The following is a 17,584-nucleotide window of genomic DNA, read 5'->3' on the forward strand; positions in this document are numbered from 1 at the left end:
ACCTTAAAGTTGACAGCTTACTTGAATGTTTTCCAACTGCTTAATTGCATTATTGATACTGTTATCTTGGCGCGATGCTATTTCTTTCACATCTGATTTTTCCACCAATTCAGCAAGGGTAATATTATTCAAAAATTCTTCTATGCGTGCGCTTAAGTCTGACCACAAATTATGTGTTAAGCAACGCATACCACTCTGACAGCCGGTATCGGCACCTTGGCAACGTGTTGCATCGACCGATTCGTCTACGGCGCTAATAATATCGCCAACAGAGATAACGCTCGCTTCACGCCCTAGTAAATAACCACCACCAGGTCCACGAACAGAACTTACTAGGCCATTTTTACGTAAACGAGCAAATAATTGTTCAAGGTAAGACAAAGAAATTTCTTGTCTTTGTGAAATATCAGCAAGGGCTACAGGACCTACACCTGTGTGTAGTGCAACATCCAGCATAGCTGTAACGGCATATCTGCCTTTTGATGTTAACTTCATAACGCCCCCTGCACAAAAGAGTGCAAATTTTAATTACCAGAGTAAATTAGTCAAGTATTATCACTTGATAAAAATTTGATTTATAAACTCTTACTTTTTAAATTGTAGAGTTAACAAACTTTCAATACTTGACCTCTTTGGTCAAGTATTACAGCCATTGTAATTACCTGAGTATTTTAGTCAAGTATTAGCTAGTTATTTACCCATTGGTTTTTATAACTAATAGCTATACCTAAGTTACTTAGGGATAGACTTATTAATTGAAGTGAGAATACCGCGTAAAATATTCATTTCGGCATCTTCAGGGTGAGCTCGGTTAAATAAACGACGTAATTTAGTCATAACTAACCCAGGGTGCTGTTTGATAATAAAACCGGTTTTGAAAAGCGTCTCTTCAAGGTGCTCATAAAACAGTTCTGTTTGTTTTGAGCTTGGGTAAACTGCATCGTCTTCTTCAACCTTTTTAGGTTGTTGATTTAAAAACGCCATACGTGTTTCGTAACTAAGTGTTTGTACGGCCATAGCTAAATTAAGCGAGCTGTACTCTGGATTAGCAGGAATACATACGTGGTAATTACAAAGCTGTAATTCTTCATTAGTTAAGCCGCTGTTTTCACGACCAAATACTAGCGCTACAGGACCATTTACAGCTTCAGCAACGAGTTTTTCACCACATTCACGTGGTTCAACCATTGGCCACGAAAGCGTACGAGAACGCGCACTTGTTCCAATTGTTAATGTACAGTCAGCGATAGCTTCTTCAACAGTACCTACAATAACTGCATTGCCTAAAACATCAGTTGCGCCTGCAGCTAAAGCACTTGCTTGGCTGTCTATTTCACAAGCAGGATCAACTAAATAAAGCTTTGATAAACCCATGGTTTTCATGGCGCGAGCCGCCGAACCAATATTGCCCGAATGTGACGTGTTAACTAAAACAATGCGAATATCATCTAAGATCATTACTGTGCTACTTTGCTATGCCAAAAAATTGCGCAAATTCTAACATGAAAATGTAATAAGATCCTAGATTCAAAAGGCTAGATCCTAAGATCCAAGCCAATATAACGATTCTTACATGGGTAAATTCTAGGGATATACCACCAATTTGTTTTGATGTTTAAACCATTGCCGCCTTTACATAAACATCAAAACGGTTCTTTTTGGTTTTGATCTGCATACTTGGGGTTTTTTCGTTTAAGAATGGCGCGTAATCGGGGCGTTTTACAACGACACGCTTACTGGCAAGTGGATAGGCAAAATCAAGTAGGTCGTCTGCGTCGTTGTCTGCACCAACTAGCTCTTGAAATACGCGCATTTCTTTTTTAACTAATGCTGATTTTTCGCGATGCGGAAACATGGGATCTAAATAAACAACATCGGGCATGCTTTCACATTGCGATAGTAGGGTATGGCTTGAGCCAAATATTAGGCTCATGTTTTCTTTCATCCACAAACCAATTTCAATATCGCTATAGGCTCGCTTTAACCCATCGTATAAAAGGGCTGCAACAACCGGATGACGTTCATGTAATATGACTTTGCACCCTAGCGAGGCAAGTACAAAGCCGTCTCGCCCAAGGCCTGCGGTAGCATCAAGTACAACAGGCGTTGCACCTTTATTTAAACCAACCGCTTTAGCAATAGCTTGCCCTTTACCACCGCCAAACTTGCGCCTATGGGCAGCAGCACCGGTTACAAAATCAACATTAATTGCACCTAGTTTAGGCTCGTCGGTTTTAAATAGGCTTAACCCTTTATCATCGTAATGTAAGCTAAAGCCACTGCAATTTTGCGCCCATTGGGCTAAACCAAAGCGTGTTTCTAATTCATTTAAATAAGGACGTAACTCTTTAAAAGCACACTGAATAACCACAATAAACTCCGACGATAAAATACGCCTGTAGTATATCAACCGCTTTACTTTAAAGCACTAAAATAGCTCTATATCACTATGATGATTAGTATTAACCTTTACTGCTTCCGCTTTAGTACGTAAATTAGATATAAGTTCATTGCGGCTTTCGACAACTTGTTTAAGCTGATATTTGATAAAGGCTAAATCGCTATTAGCCGATACAAATAACTGCATTGTTTGATCTAATTGAGATATATATAAAGTGAGATCGGCAGGATTTGCTTGTGTTTGTTGTAGCTTAATGGCGCAGTCAAGCTCATGTAGCTGCTCTATAAACACTTTAGTACTTTTGTTTTGCTCTATATTTTGTGTAGTTAACTGCTTAACAATATCTTGAAGGGCTGTACTTATTTGAGCTGCCTGCTCATAACTGCTTTCACTTCTTTCCATGGTAATAACCTTCTCGTTAGTTACTTCTAATATATGCGGGAACAGATCTTTATAGCGCCCGTACAAAGCATCGTTATCAACTGGCATATTTTTTATTAAAAGGGATACTTTGGGGTAATTAATTATAGTACTACTACCAATATCAACAAATCGTTGAGCTTGTCTGTGTTGCTCCAACAGCTCTTGCTCTAACGGGCAAACACCGCTTTGCTGGCTATAAAAAACACCTGTTCCTTGATACCAAAACACAACCACAACATCTAAATTTAAAGGAGCAAAAAAAGCAAAAAAGTGTTCACTCAACGATTGAAAGTTATTAGCGTGATAGCTTTGTCCAACGTAGCGCATTATACGGCCCATATCGCCCGACTCTGTCATCGCTATTTCCGCTGTTTTATTCGCTTTTGCTATATCCAGTTTTAGCTTTGCACATTGCTGTCGATATTCGTAAAGCACTTTTATACGCGCTATTAACTCTTCTGCGTTAAAGGGTTTAGTAATGTAATCAGATGCGCCAACACTATAACCTTTTACCCGATCGCTTAACTCTATTTTAGATGAGAGAAACATAACGGGAATATCTTGAGTGCTTTCACTTTGCTTTATCGTTTTACATACGTCATAGCCTGACATACCTGGCATTTCAATATCGAGTAAAATAATATCAGGGTTATATTTATTGGTTAGCCTTAATCCTTCATCGCCATCTTTTGCATGAATTATTTTACAAAACCCTGCTAAAGACTCTTCAATTATATGATGAACATATTTGTCGTCATCAATTGCTAATACCAACTTTGCCATGCCTTAATCCATTTTAATAGGTGTGCTAAAAGCATAGTACGACAGGATGAAATTACTAAAAATTATTAGATAATAATTTACAAATAATAAAAAAGCGCCATTTAGGCGCTTTATTTTGGTTTGTGCTAAATATTAGTTTTTAAGCTGCAATACCGCTGTGGCGTAGTAACGCGTCAACATTAGGCTCACGACCACGGAACTTTTTAAATAATTCCATTGGCTCTTCACTGCCGCCTTTTTCTAAAATATTTTGCATGAAGGCTTGACCGGTTTGCGGGTTAAAAATACCTTCTTCTTCAAATTTAGAATAAGCGTCAGCAGAGAGTACTTCAGCCCATTTATACGAGTAATAACCAGCGCTGTAACCGCCTGCAAAAATGTGGCTAAAGCCATGTTGAAAACGGTTAAACTCAGGAGGCTTAACGACCGAGGTACGGCTGCGTACGTCATCAAGTACTGCTTGAATTTGACACTCTTCACCTGCTTTATAATCATTATGGATTTTAAAGTCGAATAACGAGAACTCAATTTGACGTAGCATCTGCATGCCTGAGTTGTAGTTTTTAGCCGCTAGTAGCTTATCAAGTAGCTCTTTAGGTAACGCCTCACCCGTTTCATAATGACCTGAAATAAAGCTCAGTGCTTCTTCTTCATAACACCAGTTTTCTAAAAACTGACTAGGAAGCTCTACCGCATCCCACGCCACACCATTAATACCCGCAACAGGGGCAGCATCAACTTGTGTAAGCATGTGGTGAATACCATGACCAAACTCGTGGAATAAGGTTGTCACTTCGTCATGAGTAAACAATGCAGGTTTATCGCCAACCGCTTTATTAAAGTTACACACTAAATAAGCCACTGGAGTTTGTAGTTCGCCGTTAGCACGTACTTTACGACCCATACAGTCATCCATCCACGCCCCACCGCGTTTACGGTCGCGTGCATATAAATCGAGATAAAATCGTCCGCGTAGAGTATTGCTGCTATCTACAATTTCAAAAAAGCGTACATCTTTGTGGTAAGTATCAAAGTCAGTAACTTCTTTTACGCTAATACCAAATAAGCGGTTAACGGTTTCGAATAAGCCACTTAATACTTTATTTGCTGGGAAGTAAGGACGCAGTACTTCATCTGAAATTGCGTATTTTTCTTGCTTAAGTTTTTCGCTGTAGTAACCAAAATCCCATGCCTGTAATTCAGAAATACCATGTTTTTGCTCAGCATAGGCTTTTAACTCTGCCACTTCTTGTTCTGCTTGTGGTTTTGATTTAGCAGCAAGGTCTTCTAAAAACGAGAATACTTGCGCCGGTGTTTCGGCCATTTTAGTTGCCAGTGACTTTTCAGCGTAGCTGTTAAATCCTAGTAACTGTGCAAGTTCATGGCGAAGCGCAAGCTCCTCTCTCATAATATCTGAGTTATCAAACTCACCGGCATTAGGGCCTTGATCTGATGCGCGCGTTGAAAACGCAGTGTAAGTTTCTCTGCGAAGTTCGCGGTTATCTGCATAGGTCATAATTGGTAAATACGACGGGAAATCAAGGGTAAATACCCAACCGTCTAACTCTTTACTTTTTGCAGTATCAGCTGCAAGCGCTAAAGCAGATTCTGGCAAGCCAGCTAAGTCGCTTTCATCAGTAATATGTTTGTGCCAAGCAAGTGTGGCATCCATTACGTTGTTGCCAAATTTTGAGGCAAGTTCTGATAAACGCGCGCTAATTTCGCCGTAGCGTTTTTGCTGCTTTGGCGCTAATGCAATACCCGATAATTTAAAGTCACGAAGCGCATTAGTAATTGTTTTTTGCTGTGCTGTAGTCAGCGTTTTAAATTCGTCGCTGTTATAAAGCGTATTATGCGCGTTGTATAATCCTTGATGCTGACCTACAAATGTTGAATATTCAGATATTAACGGTAAGCACTGCTCGTAAGCTTCACGTAATTCGTCGTTATTCATTACTGAATTTAAATGCGATACAGGGGAGAACATGCGCGATAATTTATCGTCCGCTTCTTCAAGGGGTAATACTAAGTCATCCCACGTGTACGAGCCTTTCGCTAGCACGTCATCAATGGCTTTACGACAAAGCTCAATACCGTCTTTTAGTGCTGGTACTACGTACTCAGGCTTTATTTTTGAAAATGGTGGTAAGCCTTCAAGGCCAATTAGTGGGTTGCTCATAAATACTCTCTTTGCGTTAATGCATTACGTTTTAAATTGGGTCTAAAAGTAAAAAAACAACTCAGCCGCTTCTAAGTTGTTTAATTTTAATAGGGTTGCTCTAAAGCAAAACACAAATAACCCATTAATGAGTCGGCCACTTTATAACGTTCTAGTACCGTATCAACTAGGTTATTACTGCATATTTGCTTTTGAGTAAGTGGGCTAATGGCTATAAAGTCTTTTCGTTTGAGCTCATCTATTAAGGGATGATCTTTTTCAAAACCCCTTGGTGGGCGTTTTAGCGACTCTCCTGACATTTCAAATATAGATTTAAATTGCTCATCATAAATTGCTTTTTTATAGCTATTTGGGTTTTCATCTATGCAGGTTCTAATTGCATTAAGCGCCTTTGATTCTGGTCGCCAAATACCAGCACCTACAAAACATTCGTCATTTGCTAAGTGAAAATAAAAACCAGGGGCGTGTACGTCTTTTCCCATAAAATGGCGAAATTGAATCCCTACATTAATTTTATATGGGGTTTTATCTTTACTAAAACGCGCGTCTTTATGGATTCTCATTAAACTACCGCCGACTTTTTTATCTGATGCGACAAAATGGCTAGAAACCTCAGCAAGTGGTGCTTGCATTTGCCTAATGAAATCTAAAGCGGGCTCTCTTACGTATTCCTCATACTGTGATTTATGGTCGTTAAACCAGTCTCTATTATTGTTTTGATCAAGCTGAGCAAGAAATTCGAATGTTTTTTTACTAAACATAGGTCACCTAAACACTCTTTATTTTTAAAACTTAATGTTATGCTAATGCGCATAAAACTCAACGCCTAAGGACATAAAATGACACAACACTTTGATTATATTGCAATCGGTGGTGGCAGTGGTGGTATTGCCTCTGCAAATAGAGCGGCAATGCGTGGCGCTAAAGTAGCACTTATAGAAGCAAAACACATGGGCGGCACGTGTGTAAACGTGGGCTGTGTACCTAAAAAAGTAATGTGGCACGGTGCTCAGGTTGCTGAAGCAATTAATTTATATGCCCCAGATTACGGCTTTAATGTTGAAGTTAAAGGCTTTGATTGGAGCAAGTTAGTAGAAAGCCGTGAAGCCTACATAGGCCGAATTCATAAAGGTTACGACAGTGGTCTTGCTAGCAATGGCGTTACTGTAATTAAAGGTTTTGCTAAATTTGTAGATAATAAAACAGTTGAAGTAAACGGCGAGCACTACACAGCCGACCATATATTAATTGCAGTAGGCGGCCGCCCAAGCATTCCGCATATTGAAGGTGCTGAACACGGTATCGATTCAAATGGTTTTTTTGAGCTAAAAGAGCAACCTAAGCGCGTTGCAGTTATTGGCGCAGGCTACATAGCCGTCGAGCTTGCTGGTGTATTACATGGTTTAGGTACTGAAACACATTTATTTGTTCGTAAGCATTCTCCACTTCGTAACTTTGACCCATACATAGTTGAAACACTTGTTGATGTTATGGCTGCTGAAGGCCCTACTCTTCATACAGAATCTGTACCTCATAAATTAGTTAAAGAAGATGATGGCTCTGTAACGCTACATTTAGATAATGGCAAAACTCATAACGTTGACCAAGTAATTTGGGCCATTGGCCGCCAGCCAACAACAGATGCAATTAATGTAGCTGCTGCCGGCGTAGAAGTTAACAGCGATGGTTTTGTTAAAGTTGATGAGTTTCAAAATACCACAGCTAAAAACGTTTATGCTGTTGGTGATATTATCGAAAACGGTATTGAACTTACGCCTGTAGCAGTTAAAGCAGGGCGTACTTTATCAGAACGCTTATTTAATAAAGAACTACCTGATGATTTAAAAATGGATTACAGCCTAGTTCCTACTGTTGTATTTAGTCACCCACCAATTGGTACTATTGGCCTTACTGAACAAGAAGCTATTTCTCAGTATGGCGAAGAAAACGTTAAAATTTACCAATCTGGTTTTACAGCTATGTACACAGCGGTAACTAAACATCGCCAACCTTGTAAAATGAAGCTTGTATGTGCCGGCCCAGACGAAAAAGTAGTTGGCCTACATGGTATTGGTTTTGCGGTTGATGAAATGATTCAAGGTTTTGCAGTTGCCATGAAAATGGGCGCTACTAAAGCTGACTTTGATGCCGTTGTTGCGATTCACCCAACAGGTTCTGAAGAGTTTGTAACGATGCGCTAGACGCTAAACTCTAAGCGCTCAATTATAAAAAGCCCTTGTTAAGTAATTAGTAAGGGCTTTTTTAATGCTTGTTATATTTTGCACAACAAACCACTTAAAACGTCACATTAAAAACATCCATTCAACATTAAAAAAACATCTAAGCCATTATTTTAACAGAAAAAATTTTAGACCAATAAAAAGGTTAAAAGTTTAAATTTTGTTTTGGCTTTAAAGCATTTTAACGATTAGAATCCCGCGCATTTATAGTTTCTCTTGGTTATTTATGTTTTTACTGCGATCTTTTATTTATTTATTATGCCTAGCGGGTGTTGCTCATTTAATTCAACTTGAAGGGTTTGAATTAAAACAGGATGCACTTTACAGTGAAGAAACTCTTACCGAACATATGCAAGATATTTTAACTTTTTTAAGCTGTATTTTATTTTTTTACTCTTCGCGAATTAACTTTCAACTCAAAATACCGGCTGTATTACTAGCTGCGTTATCGGCAATGATGTTTGTGAGAGAGTTTGATACCTACCTCGACTTATACTTTTTTGATGGCGCTTGGCAAAGTATCGTCTATTCAATTTTAGCTGGCGTGTTTGTTTATTTAATAACAAACAGAGGAAGTATATTTAACGCTTTAAAAGCCTATAGCCTCACTCCTAGTTATGGAATTTGCTTATCAGGCATGGTTACTTTACTCGCATTTTCGCGAATGATGGGCAAAGGCGCATTTTGGCATTCAGTAATGGGTGATGACTATGTACGTGCGGTAAAAAACATTGTTGAAGAAGGTATAGAAACGCTTGGCTATACTTTGATTTTTATTTCAGCCATTGAGCTTGTAATCATATGCCGAAAAAGAATGGCTAAAAATCACAAGCATTGCACTGATCAAGTAACTCAATAACGTAGCTACATTTTTTATTGGTTACTTTTTTACACTAAATTTGCTAATTGGTTTAATAAATCAATATACTGAGCCTGTTTTTATCAACTCACGTTTAATTGGATACCATGACTAAAGATATATTGCTGCATCCGTTTCTTCTTTCAATTGTAATGATCACAATTGCATTTGTACTAAAAGTGCTTGTTGATAAGCTTGCTAAAAGTCGCGCAGAAAAAAAAGAAAAAGACATCCGTTACATCGCACACAATATTAAGCACTTTATTAATTTTGTAATGATGATATCGCTGCTATTTGTGTGGTCTACTGAAATTCAAAACTTTGCACTTTCTATTGCTGCTTTTGCCGTGGCGATTGTACTTGCAACGCGTGAGTTTATTCAGTGTGTAATAGGCTTTTTTTATCTCGTAACAACTCGCCCGTTTAGAGTGGGTGACTGGATACAAGTAGGTGATTACTTTGGTGAAGTAGCTGAAACGGATTGGATAAAAACAACCATGCATGAAATTGATATACATACTTATCAATTTTCTAGAAAAACCATATACATACCTAATAATAAGCTGATCACCAGCTCTATTAAAAACTTAAACTTTGTAAAACGCTTTGTTACACATCATTTTATTATTGTCCGAAGAGAGAGCTTTAACCCGTACCCTATTCACGACACACTCACTGAGCAAGCTAAACTGTACTGCGAAGAGTTTCAAGAAGTAGCAAGCCGTTATAATTCGATGATTGAGCGTAAACTTGATGCAAAAATATCTGGCCCAGAGCCGGTAATTCACTTTGGTACAACCGATTTAGGTGAATTTAAAGCAAGCTTTACCTTGTTTTGCCCGACAGAAAAAGCGCTTGAGATAGAGCACAAATTAACAGAGTGCTTTTTTGCGTTATGGTACAAAGAGGCTGAAAAAAATAAAGAAGGTGAAGGAGAGGCATAAACCTCGCCTACACAAAGTAAAAATACAAATCGTAGGTGCGAATTTATTTCGCGCTCTATTTCTAAGTCTGTATTTAAAAAGCGAGGTATAAAACCTCACCTACAATAAACATCAAGCATGTAGGTACGAATTCACTTCGCGCTTGAGTAATATTTAAGCTGTACCACCGACCGTTAACTGATCAATCTTAAGGCTTGGTTGGCCTACGCCTACCGGTACGCTTTGACCATCTTTACCACAAACACCAACACCTTTATCAAGTGCTAAGTCGTTACCAACCATAGATATTTGCTGCATTACTTCTGGTCCATTACCAATAAGCGTTGCGCCTTTAATTGGTTGGGTAATTTTACCATTTTCGATTAAATACGCTTCTGATGCACTAAATACAAACTTACCTGAGGTTATATCAACTTGTCCGCCGCCAAAGTTAGGCGCGAATACCCCTTTTTTAACTGAGCTGATAATATCGGCTTGGCTGTGCTCACCACCTAACATGTAGGTGTTAGTCATGCGAGGCATTGGTAAATGCGCATAAGACTCACGACGTGCGTTACCGGTAGGATTTACACCCATTAAACGCGCGTTTAGCTTATCTTGCATATAGCCTTTTAAAATACCGTTTTCGATAAGTACGTTGTAAGCGGCTGGTGTGCCTTCATCATCAACATTAAGTGACCCACGGCGATCGGCCATGGTGCCATCATCAACAACAGTACACAGCTCAGATGCTACTTTTTGGCCTACTTTACCACTAAACGCAGACGCGCCTTTGCGGTTAAAGTCGCCTTCAAGTCCATGCCCTACTGCTTCGTGTAAAAGCACGCCAGGCCAACCATTACCAAGTACAACTTCCATCGTGCCTGCAGGTGCATCAATAGCTTCAAGGTTTACTTTAGCTTGGCGTACAGCTTCTTCAGCAAATTCCATCCAACGTGGTTTACCATCAACAAGCTCTTTAAAGTAACCATAATCTAAACGTGCACCACCACCTGCGCCACCGCGTTCACGGCGACCATTTTTTTCAAGCAGTACTGAGCAGTTTAAGCGAATAAGCGGGCGAATATCGGTGGCAAACGTACCATCACTTGCTGCGATTAATACTTCTTCGTATACCGCTGACATTGAGCTAATTACTTGCTCTGCATCGGGTGCTAGTTCTCGAATGTAGTTTTCAAGTTCGCGTAATAAATTAACCTTGTCGGTATCGCTCATACTCGAAATTGGTTGATGCGGTGCAAACTGCTCTTTAGCTTTAACATCGCTAAATACTTTAATTGCTCTATCTTCGCCAGCATCGGCAATGCTACGCGCTGCTGTTGCCGCTTTATTTAGCGCTTCAAGGTTTATTGCATCAGAGTAAGAAAAACCTGTTTTTTCGCCGCTTACAGCACGTACACCAACACCACGTTCAACGTTATAAGAACCTTCTTTAACTAAGCCGTCTTCAAGCACCCATGATTCGTGGTGGCTTGATTGAAAATATAAATCGGCGTAATCCACTTTATGCTGATGTATGTAAGCGAGCGTTTTTTCGAGCTCTTCTCTATTTAGCTGGCTGTCTTGTAGTAAATGCTGTTCAACCGAATTCATAATAAATGCTCTCTAAATCGTTGATGAGACTGCACGGGCATATCTCGTCTAATTTTTTGTAACTGGTCTAAATCTGCGTTGCAGCTTATAAAACCGGTGCCTGTTGGCAATTCACTCAGGGTATTGCCCCAAGGCGAAATAATAATACTGTGGCCATATGTTTGTCGGCCATTTTCATGTGTACCGTACTGAGCAGCTGCAACTACATAACATTGTGTTTCTATTGCGCGAGCTGCTAATAGCGGTTGCCAATGCGCTTGCCCTGTAGGGACTGTAAATGCACTGGGTACTAAAATAATATCGGCGCCTTGGCGTACTAGTTCGTTAAATAAGCCACTAAAGCGCAGATCATAACATACTGTTAAGCCAATTTTACCAAAGGGAGAATCAACAACCACTACATCGCTTCCAGCTTGGGTAAAATCTGACTCTCGATAGCTACCTGTTTTATCATCAACGGTTACATCAAATAAATGTATTTTGTTATACGTTGCAATCAGCTCGCCTTGATTATTATATAAGTGCGATGCTGCGTAATACTTATGTTCGTTAAATGGCTCAGGCATTGTGCCTGCATTTAACCAAATATTATGGTGTTGGCACAATTCACTAAGTTGTAATTTGTATTGCTCAACTTGCTTAGCAACACGTAACGTATCGTTACCAGTTTTACTAAACACTAAAAAAGCCTCAGGCAAGCAAACAAGTAATGGCCTTGTTGCTGGCAGAGTTTTAAGTGCGCGCTTTAAGCTTATTATGTTCTCATCAGGGCTTAGCCCTGAACACATTTGTAGGGCAACTATTGCGGGTGTGCTTATGCTTGCTGTTTTGTTCATTGCGTTACTGTTACTTGTGCATCTTTAAGTTTTAAATCGACTGATGCTTGTGGCTGATTTTGCGCAGCTTGGGGTAGTGTAACTTCACGACTTTTTCTGTCGAGTTCTTGAACAATAGGATCGTTCATTTTACCCGTTACTTTAAAATTGATCTCTGAGATGACGCGCGCAGAATGAATAACTTTATCAAGTGCTAAAGCAGCAAGCCCTGTTACTGGATTAACCATCCACGCAACTATAACCGGAATGCTTGAGGTTACTTGTGGCGCTACAGCAAGGTCGTAATCTATATCTAGCGTGTTTAAATTTGCATAACCTTTAATGGTTAAATCGGCGGGTACGCCGTCCATTTTAGTATCTTTAGTATAAGCGATACCGTTTTCTAACTGCATAGAGCCTTGCATGCTGTTATAAAAAAAGCCCTTTGAAAATACATCTCTAAAATCAAGTTTCAGTTTGCGTACGAGTGAATCAAGGCTCAACAGCGAAAATACGCGTGCACCACCATCACTTATTTCAGTTAAGTGACCTTCCCCTAAATCCCAAGTAACCTCACCACTTAAAGTTTTCACATCAAAATCATAAGGTGCTGCTTGCCAAGTAAGATCATAATTTAGATCAGCTTTAGAGTCCTTAATTGCAGAGGTAATATCAAACTCGCCAAACAATGCGCCTATATCATCACTTTTAAGCTCACCACTTAGCGTTGTTAAACCATTTTGCCACTGCCCTTTAGTGCGCAGTACATGATCTCCTTTATCGATTACAAGTTCTGATATCGATAAGCGCTCGCCATCACCTAATAATGACGCACTCACTTTATCAAGCTGATAGCGATCAATTTTGCAGTCACTACATTCAAACTCAATGGCAGGTATTTTAGTAAGCCAGCTCAAGTCTTCCTCAGGAAGTACATCTGTTATTTCAATTAATTGCTCGCTAGGCTGTGCAAAATTAAGCCTTAAGTAATCGGCATTAATTCGTATAGGCTGGCTAGGCTGTGATGTAGGAATAAAAACCCCAGCTCTAAGTTCTTTAGCATTTAGCTTTAGGTATAAATCGTCTTTTGATGGTGCTAAACGCATTTCAAAATCATTAAAGATGATGTTACTCGCATCAAGCATACCTATATTTGCGACCACCTCATTAAGCGGTGGCATAATCCCTTTTGATTCTTTATCTGGATTTGCTTTACCTGCTTTAATTATTTGATCAATCAGATCAAACCAAGGCACTAATTCACTCTGCTCAAGATTTATATTTACGCTTAAGTCTTTTTGGTTTAATCCTAAATCTTGTTTTCCGAGCACAAAATGGGCATTACTAAACTGTGATTTTCCATTTTCTAAAATAGCATTAAAGTAAAACTGTTGATTAGCGTTTGCTGTAATGAGATTAGAAATATCATCACCTTGAACTACTGCATCAAGCGCCCACATTTGTTCGCTATTTTTATTATAAGGTGCGGGTAAGTTACTCGTTAAGCCAAGTAGTTCTGAGTTTACCTGTGCACGATAATTAAAGCCTTGTTCGGTAAAATTAAGTACTAAACCAATATCAACATCGCTTTGCCCGCTTAAATAATTTTTTAATATACCTTGCCCACTATCAATTAGTGTATCGGCGTCAATTTTGGCGCTTATATCTATGTTTGCTTGGTAGTTTTTAGCATCACTTTTACTGCTGTAATTAATATTTAGTGGCATACCCAACCACTTCGCAGTCGCATTTTTAAGTGTAATATTGTCGTTTTTAAAATTAAGCTCGCCAGTTAAGTTTTTAAGCTCAATGCCTGGCGTTGCTATAAATACTGGTAAGTCATTTAAATTAACTTTGCCGCTAACACTGGCTCCGCCTTTAAACTTAGAGCCTACTAAAAGCTCAATACTGGCATCGGCTTCGCCTTTGCCCTGTACAACTTTAAAAATTTCAGCAAGAGGTTTGGCAATAGGTGTCGCTACAAAAAAGTCATGTAACTTTTCCATCTCTGCTTTTTTATCAATTTGCACAATAAGTTCATCAGCATTCATTAAATCTGCAATGCTCACCTGTACACTATTACCAATATCTAAATTAACCAACTTGCCTTGCTGGCTATATATGTCCATCCGCTCATTAGCAAAATGTAGCTGTACATTAGCATTAGTGACCGCTGGCCAATCAGAGTCAAACTCATAGGTTGCATTGTCTATTTGTGCTAATACATCAAACTGACCACTACCATCAGTAAATGGAAAACCAGACAAAGGCCCTGCAAATAAGACCTGTGCTTTAGATACTTCTCCGCCTTTAATTGCACCATTTAAATAGCTAACAAGTTCAGGGCTCATCGCTTTTAATGGGAAGTAATGATCTGCAATATTGGCATCTGGAGCGAACGCTTCTGCGTAAAGATCTAATCGAGGATCATCTATTAGGCTAATTTGTAATTCTGCAGCAAGAGTAACTTCATCATTATCAAACCAGATATTGTCACTACTTATATGCCAGCCATCATCTCGCTTAGCTAAATCTAGCTCTACATTTAGCTGATTATAATTTATGTCGTTACTAAAGCTTTCGCCTGTAACTAATGTGCCGTTTTCACCAAATAAATTTATTCGACCACTACTTTGATTAAGTAAACCACTTACTCTAAGTGCTTGTGCTGCAGGTACCGACCTTAATTCTTGCCAACCAATATTGTCAGCCTCAAACCATAATTGCCATTGCTGTGCATTAGAAAAATTTAAATAAGCTTGATCTATTTGCCCGCTAGGTTGGCGCTCTAAAAATGGTTCAAGTGCATTAAAATTACTTAGCCCTGCGAGGTTACTCAGTAATTCAAAATCAACTTGATGGAGCCACACTTTATTTTGCAGCCCTAGTTGGGCTTCAAACTCTAAACTTGGCCATGCTTTATCGTTACTATTAAATGTTAAACCGGTGCTTTTTAAGTGCCAGCTATTTTGTTCTGGATATAGATGGAATCCACCTTCACTCAAACTAACTTGGTGGCTTTGCTCTTCTCGCTGCCAGCGTACAAAGCTTGGTAACCACTGCATTTTCACATCGCTTACAAAACCTTTATCTAGTTTTAGCCATGCTTGTAAATTAATATCGCTATGCAGTTGCTGCTTTTGCGTATTTATATATTGCGCTAACCAGTTAGATACATCGACCTTATTAGCCTGTACATAAATGTCGCCCGCAACCTGCTCTAGAGTATCCCCGGTAAGTGCTATGCGCGCGTCAAAGTCTCCGACCGAAATTCCCGGTAGTGCTAAGCTTCCACTGCCAAGGTGCTGCTCATCTTCATTTTGCCAAACAATGTTTTGAAGAAGTAATTTACGTTCTTTACCATCTTCTAAAATAAAGTTAATACTGGAATTTTCTATTGCAAAATGACCCGTTTTACCCAAAAACAGTTCTTCAATTAGCTCTTTTTGCTCAAAAGAAACTTCGTCGTTATCACCGGTTTTAAATAAGTTGGTGATATTTACACTGGTATGAAAACCATTAATAACAAAATAATTAGATCTAAGTTGCAGTGCTTTTAAGCTTTCCCATAGGTTTAGCTCTAAGCTGGTTTTAGCAATGGTGAGTGATATTGGCGCGGTTTCGTTATCTTTAAACGATAAATTTTCTAGCACTAATGCAGGACCACTGCCCTGCCAACTAGCTGATATTTCGCCAATAGATAAGCTTATTTCAAACTTTTCGTGTAAATAGCTTTCTATGTCACCTTTGTATTCGTTTGCATACGGGAGGGTATATTTTAAAATTGAAACAATAACGGCCAGTAATACCAAAATTATGGCGCAGGTCTGCCATAACTTTCTAAAACAAAAAAAACAGACCGCTTTTGCTTTCATTACATCATTACCACATCAAACTGTTCTTGGCTGTATAAGCTCTCGGTTTGAATATTGACTTGCTTACCAATAAATAGTTCAAGCTCAGCAAGGTTATGATACTCATCGTTTAGTAGGGCCTCACTTACAGCCGGCGCTGCATACACCATAAACTTGTCTGCTGCGTATGCTCGGTTAACACGCACTATTTCACGTAGTATTTCGTAGCAAACCGTTTCAACTGTTTTTTGTGAACCACGACCGGAGCATGCAGGGCATACATCACATAAAATATGTTCTAAGCTTTCGCGTGTACGTTTACGCGTCATTTCAACAAGGCCAAGCGCTGAAAGCCCATTAATATTCGTTTTAGTGCGATCTTTTGCAAGGGCTGATTCAAGTGAATGAAGCACCCGCCTTTTATGATCCTCACTTACCATATCGATAAAGTCGATAATGATAATACCGCCTAAGTTACGCAGCCTGAGCTGGCGGGCAATTGCAGAGGTTGCTTCTACGTTGGTATTAAAAATGGTTTCTTCTAAATTACGATGTCCTACAAATGCACCAGTATTAACATCAACAGTCGTCATTGCTTCTGTTTGGTCAATAATTATATAACCACCCGATTTTAGCGTAACTTTACGATGTAGTGCTTTTTGAATTTCGTTTTCAACATCAAACAAATCAAATATAGGTCGCTCGCCTGGGTAGTATTCAAGCACTTGAGAAAGCTGTGGAACAAACTCTTCAGTAAATAACTTTAGTTCTTCATAGCTGAGTTTAGAGTCAACGCGAATGCGCTCCATATCTTCGCCTACATAGTCACGCAGGGTTCTAAAGGCAAGCGTTAAATCTTCGTGTAGGATACTGGCTTTACTCGTTTTTCTACGACGTGATGTTATTTTTTCCCATAATTTTCTTAAAAAGCCGGCATCGTGTCGTAATTCAGCTTCGCTAGCACCTTCAGCTGCTGTACGTACGATAAAGCTGCCATTTTCATCGCCATATTCTGCGACTATTTTTTTAAGACGTGAGCGCTCTTCTTCAGTTTCTATACGCTGACTAACCCCTACATGGGTCGCATCAGGCATAAACACTAAATAGCGAGAAGGGATAGTTATATCAGTGGTGAGTCTTGCGCCTTTAGTGCCTAGCGGATCTTTTACCACTTGCACCATAATGTATTGGCCTTGACGAACTAACTCTCTAATATCTTGTACTTTTTTTATTGGTACGTCGTCTACGCCTTCAACAATAGAGGCACTATTTACAATATCGGATGCATGCAAAAATGCTGCTTTTTCAAGGCCGATATCAACAAAAGCAGCCTGCATACCCGGAAGTACACGGCTTATTTTTCCTAAGTAAATATTGCCTACAATACCTAGATTACCGATTCGCTCTAGCTGTATTTCTTGCAGTACACCGTTTTCTATTAGGGCAACACGACTTTCGCTCGGTGTGACATTGATCAGTAATTCTGTACTCAT

General features: G+C 39.3%; 13 protein-coding genes. 3 read left to right on the forward strand and 10 right to left on the reverse strand.

What is annotated here, in order from left to right:
• Window positions 1-3 precede the first annotated feature (3 nt).
• The 6 genes from iscR to H5126_RS10270 all read right to left on the reverse strand — a co-directional run bounded on the left by iscR (window position 4) and on the right by H5126_RS10270 (window position 6,547).
• A complete protein-coding gene (iscR, locus tag H5126_RS10245; protein ID WP_007586371.1) occupies window positions 4-495 on the reverse strand; it encodes a Fe-S cluster assembly transcriptional regulator IscR in 492 nt (163 codons plus the stop codon).
• Window positions 496-732: 237 nt separating this feature from the next.
• Window positions 733-1,458 (reverse strand): tRNA (cytosine(32)/uridine(32)-2'-O)-methyltransferase TrmJ, encoded by a 726-nt coding sequence (gene trmJ / locus H5126_RS10250; protein ID WP_002958423.1) that lies wholly within the window; start codon window positions 1,456-1,458, stop codon window positions 733-735.
• 157 nt (window positions 1,459-1,615) lie between these two features.
• Window positions 1,616-2,371, reverse strand: a complete 756-nt coding sequence (locus H5126_RS10255; RefSeq protein WP_010554084.1) for a class I SAM-dependent methyltransferase — start codon at window positions 2,369-2,371, stop codon at window positions 1,616-1,618.
• A gap of 57 nt (window positions 2,372-2,428) precedes the next feature.
• Window positions 2,429-3,607 carry a response regulator transcription factor gene (locus H5126_RS10260; RefSeq protein WP_182720557.1) on the reverse strand — a complete coding sequence of 393 codons (1,179 nt, stop codon included), beginning with the start codon at window positions 3,605-3,607 and terminating at the stop codon, window positions 2,429-2,431.
• Between the two features lie 139 nt (window positions 3,608-3,746).
• Window positions 3,747-5,786, reverse strand: a complete 2,040-nt coding sequence (gene prlC, locus H5126_RS10265; RefSeq protein WP_182720203.1) for an oligopeptidase A — start codon at window positions 5,784-5,786, stop codon at window positions 3,747-3,749.
• Window positions 5,787-5,872: 86 nt separating this feature from the next.
• A complete protein-coding gene (locus H5126_RS10270) occupies window positions 5,873-6,547 on the reverse strand; it encodes a DUF2461 domain-containing protein (protein WP_138488457.1) in 675 nt (224 codons plus the stop codon).
• A 78-nt stretch (window positions 6,548-6,625) separates the two neighbouring features.
• Between H5126_RS10270 and gorA the strand changes: the two genes are divergently transcribed.
• The 3 genes from gorA to H5126_RS10285 all read left to right on the forward strand — a co-directional run bounded on the left by gorA (window position 6,626) and on the right by H5126_RS10285 (window position 9,829).
• Window positions 6,626-7,987, forward strand: coding sequence for a glutathione-disulfide reductase (gene gorA, locus H5126_RS10275; protein WP_039485720.1), 1,362 nt, complete (start codon window positions 6,626-6,628; stop codon window positions 7,985-7,987).
• Window positions 7,988-8,252: 265 nt separating this feature from the next.
• On the forward strand, window positions 8,253-8,885 hold the full coding sequence (locus H5126_RS10280; RefSeq protein ID WP_182720204.1) for a hypothetical protein: 633 nt from the start codon (window positions 8,253-8,255) through the stop codon (window positions 8,883-8,885).
• A gap of 107 nt (window positions 8,886-8,992) precedes the next feature.
• The gene (locus tag H5126_RS10285) at window positions 8,993-9,829 is read left to right on the forward strand and encodes a mechanosensitive ion channel family protein (protein WP_024597410.1); all 837 of its coding nucleotides are present in this window, start codon (window positions 8,993-8,995) and stop codon (window positions 9,827-9,829) included.
• Between the two features lie 153 nt (window positions 9,830-9,982).
• Here the strand turns inward: H5126_RS10285 and tldD are convergent, their stop codons facing one another.
• Genes tldD through rng form a run of 4 tightly spaced genes read right to left on the reverse strand, consistent with a single transcriptional unit; the run spans window position 9,983 to window position 17,584 of the window.
• Window positions 9,983-11,422, reverse strand: coding sequence for a metalloprotease TldD (gene tldD, locus H5126_RS10290; RefSeq protein ID WP_182720205.1), 1,440 nt, complete (start codon window positions 11,420-11,422; stop codon window positions 9,983-9,985).
• Window positions 11,419-12,258, reverse strand: coding sequence for a carbon-nitrogen hydrolase family protein (locus H5126_RS10295; protein WP_182720206.1), 840 nt, complete (start codon window positions 12,256-12,258; stop codon window positions 11,419-11,421). The genes tldD and H5126_RS10295 overlap by 4 nt, the downstream gene beginning before the upstream one ends.
• Complete coding sequence (locus tag H5126_RS10300) at window positions 12,255-16,112, reverse strand: YhdP family protein (RefSeq protein WP_182720207.1); 3,858 nt, start codon at window positions 16,110-16,112, stop codon at window positions 12,255-12,257. Before H5126_RS10300 ends, H5126_RS10295 begins: the two co-directional genes overlap by 4 nt.
• Window positions 16,112-17,584 (reverse strand): ribonuclease G, encoded by a 1,473-nt coding sequence (rng, locus tag H5126_RS10305; RefSeq protein ID WP_002958405.1) that lies wholly within the window; start codon window positions 17,582-17,584, stop codon window positions 16,112-16,114. The genes H5126_RS10300 and rng overlap by 1 nt, the downstream gene beginning before the upstream one ends.

Source organism: Pseudoalteromonas sp. SG45-3, assembly GCF_014164075.1.
GTDB classification, from domain to species: Bacteria; Pseudomonadota; Gammaproteobacteria; order Enterobacterales; family Alteromonadaceae; genus Pseudoalteromonas; species Pseudoalteromonas distincta.

Coding starts and splice junctions, on each gene's coding strand:
- iscR (WP_007586371.1), bottom strand. CDS start 495: ATGAAGTTAACATCAAAAGGCAGATATGCCGTTACAGCTATGCTGGAT.
- trmJ (WP_002958423.1), bottom strand. CDS start 1,458: ATGATCTTAGATGATATTCGCATTGTTTTAGTTAACACGTCACATTCG.
- H5126_RS10260 (WP_182720557.1), bottom strand. CDS start 3,607: ATGGCAAAGTTGGTATTAGCAATTGATGACGACAAATATGTTCATCAT.
- prlC (WP_182720203.1), bottom strand. CDS start 5,786: ATGAGCAACCCACTAATTGGCCTTGAAGGCTTACCACCATTTTCAAAA.
- H5126_RS10270 (WP_138488457.1), bottom strand. CDS start 6,547: ATGTTTAGTAAAAAAACATTCGAATTTCTTGCTCAGCTTGATCAAAAC.
- gorA (WP_039485720.1), top strand. CDS start 6,626: ATGACACAACACTTTGATTATATTGCAATCGGTGGTGGCAGTGGTGGT.
- H5126_RS10280 (WP_182720204.1), top strand. CDS start 8,253: ATGTTTTTACTGCGATCTTTTATTTATTTATTATGCCTAGCGGGTGTT.
- H5126_RS10285 (WP_024597410.1), top strand. CDS start 8,993: ATGACTAAAGATATATTGCTGCATCCGTTTCTTCTTTCAATTGTAATG.
- tldD (WP_182720205.1), bottom strand. CDS start 11,422: ATGAATTCGGTTGAACAGCATTTACTACAAGACAGCCAGCTAAATAGA.
- H5126_RS10295 (WP_182720206.1), bottom strand. CDS start 12,258: ATGAACAAAACAGCAAGCATAAGCACACCCGCAATAGTTGCCCTACAA.
- H5126_RS10300 (WP_182720207.1), bottom strand. CDS start 16,112: ATGAAAGCAAAAGCGGTCTGTTTTTTTTGTTTTAGAAAGTTATGGCAG.
- rng (WP_002958405.1), bottom strand. CDS start 17,584: ATGAGTACAGAATTACTGATCAATGTCACACCGAGCGAAAGTCGTGTT.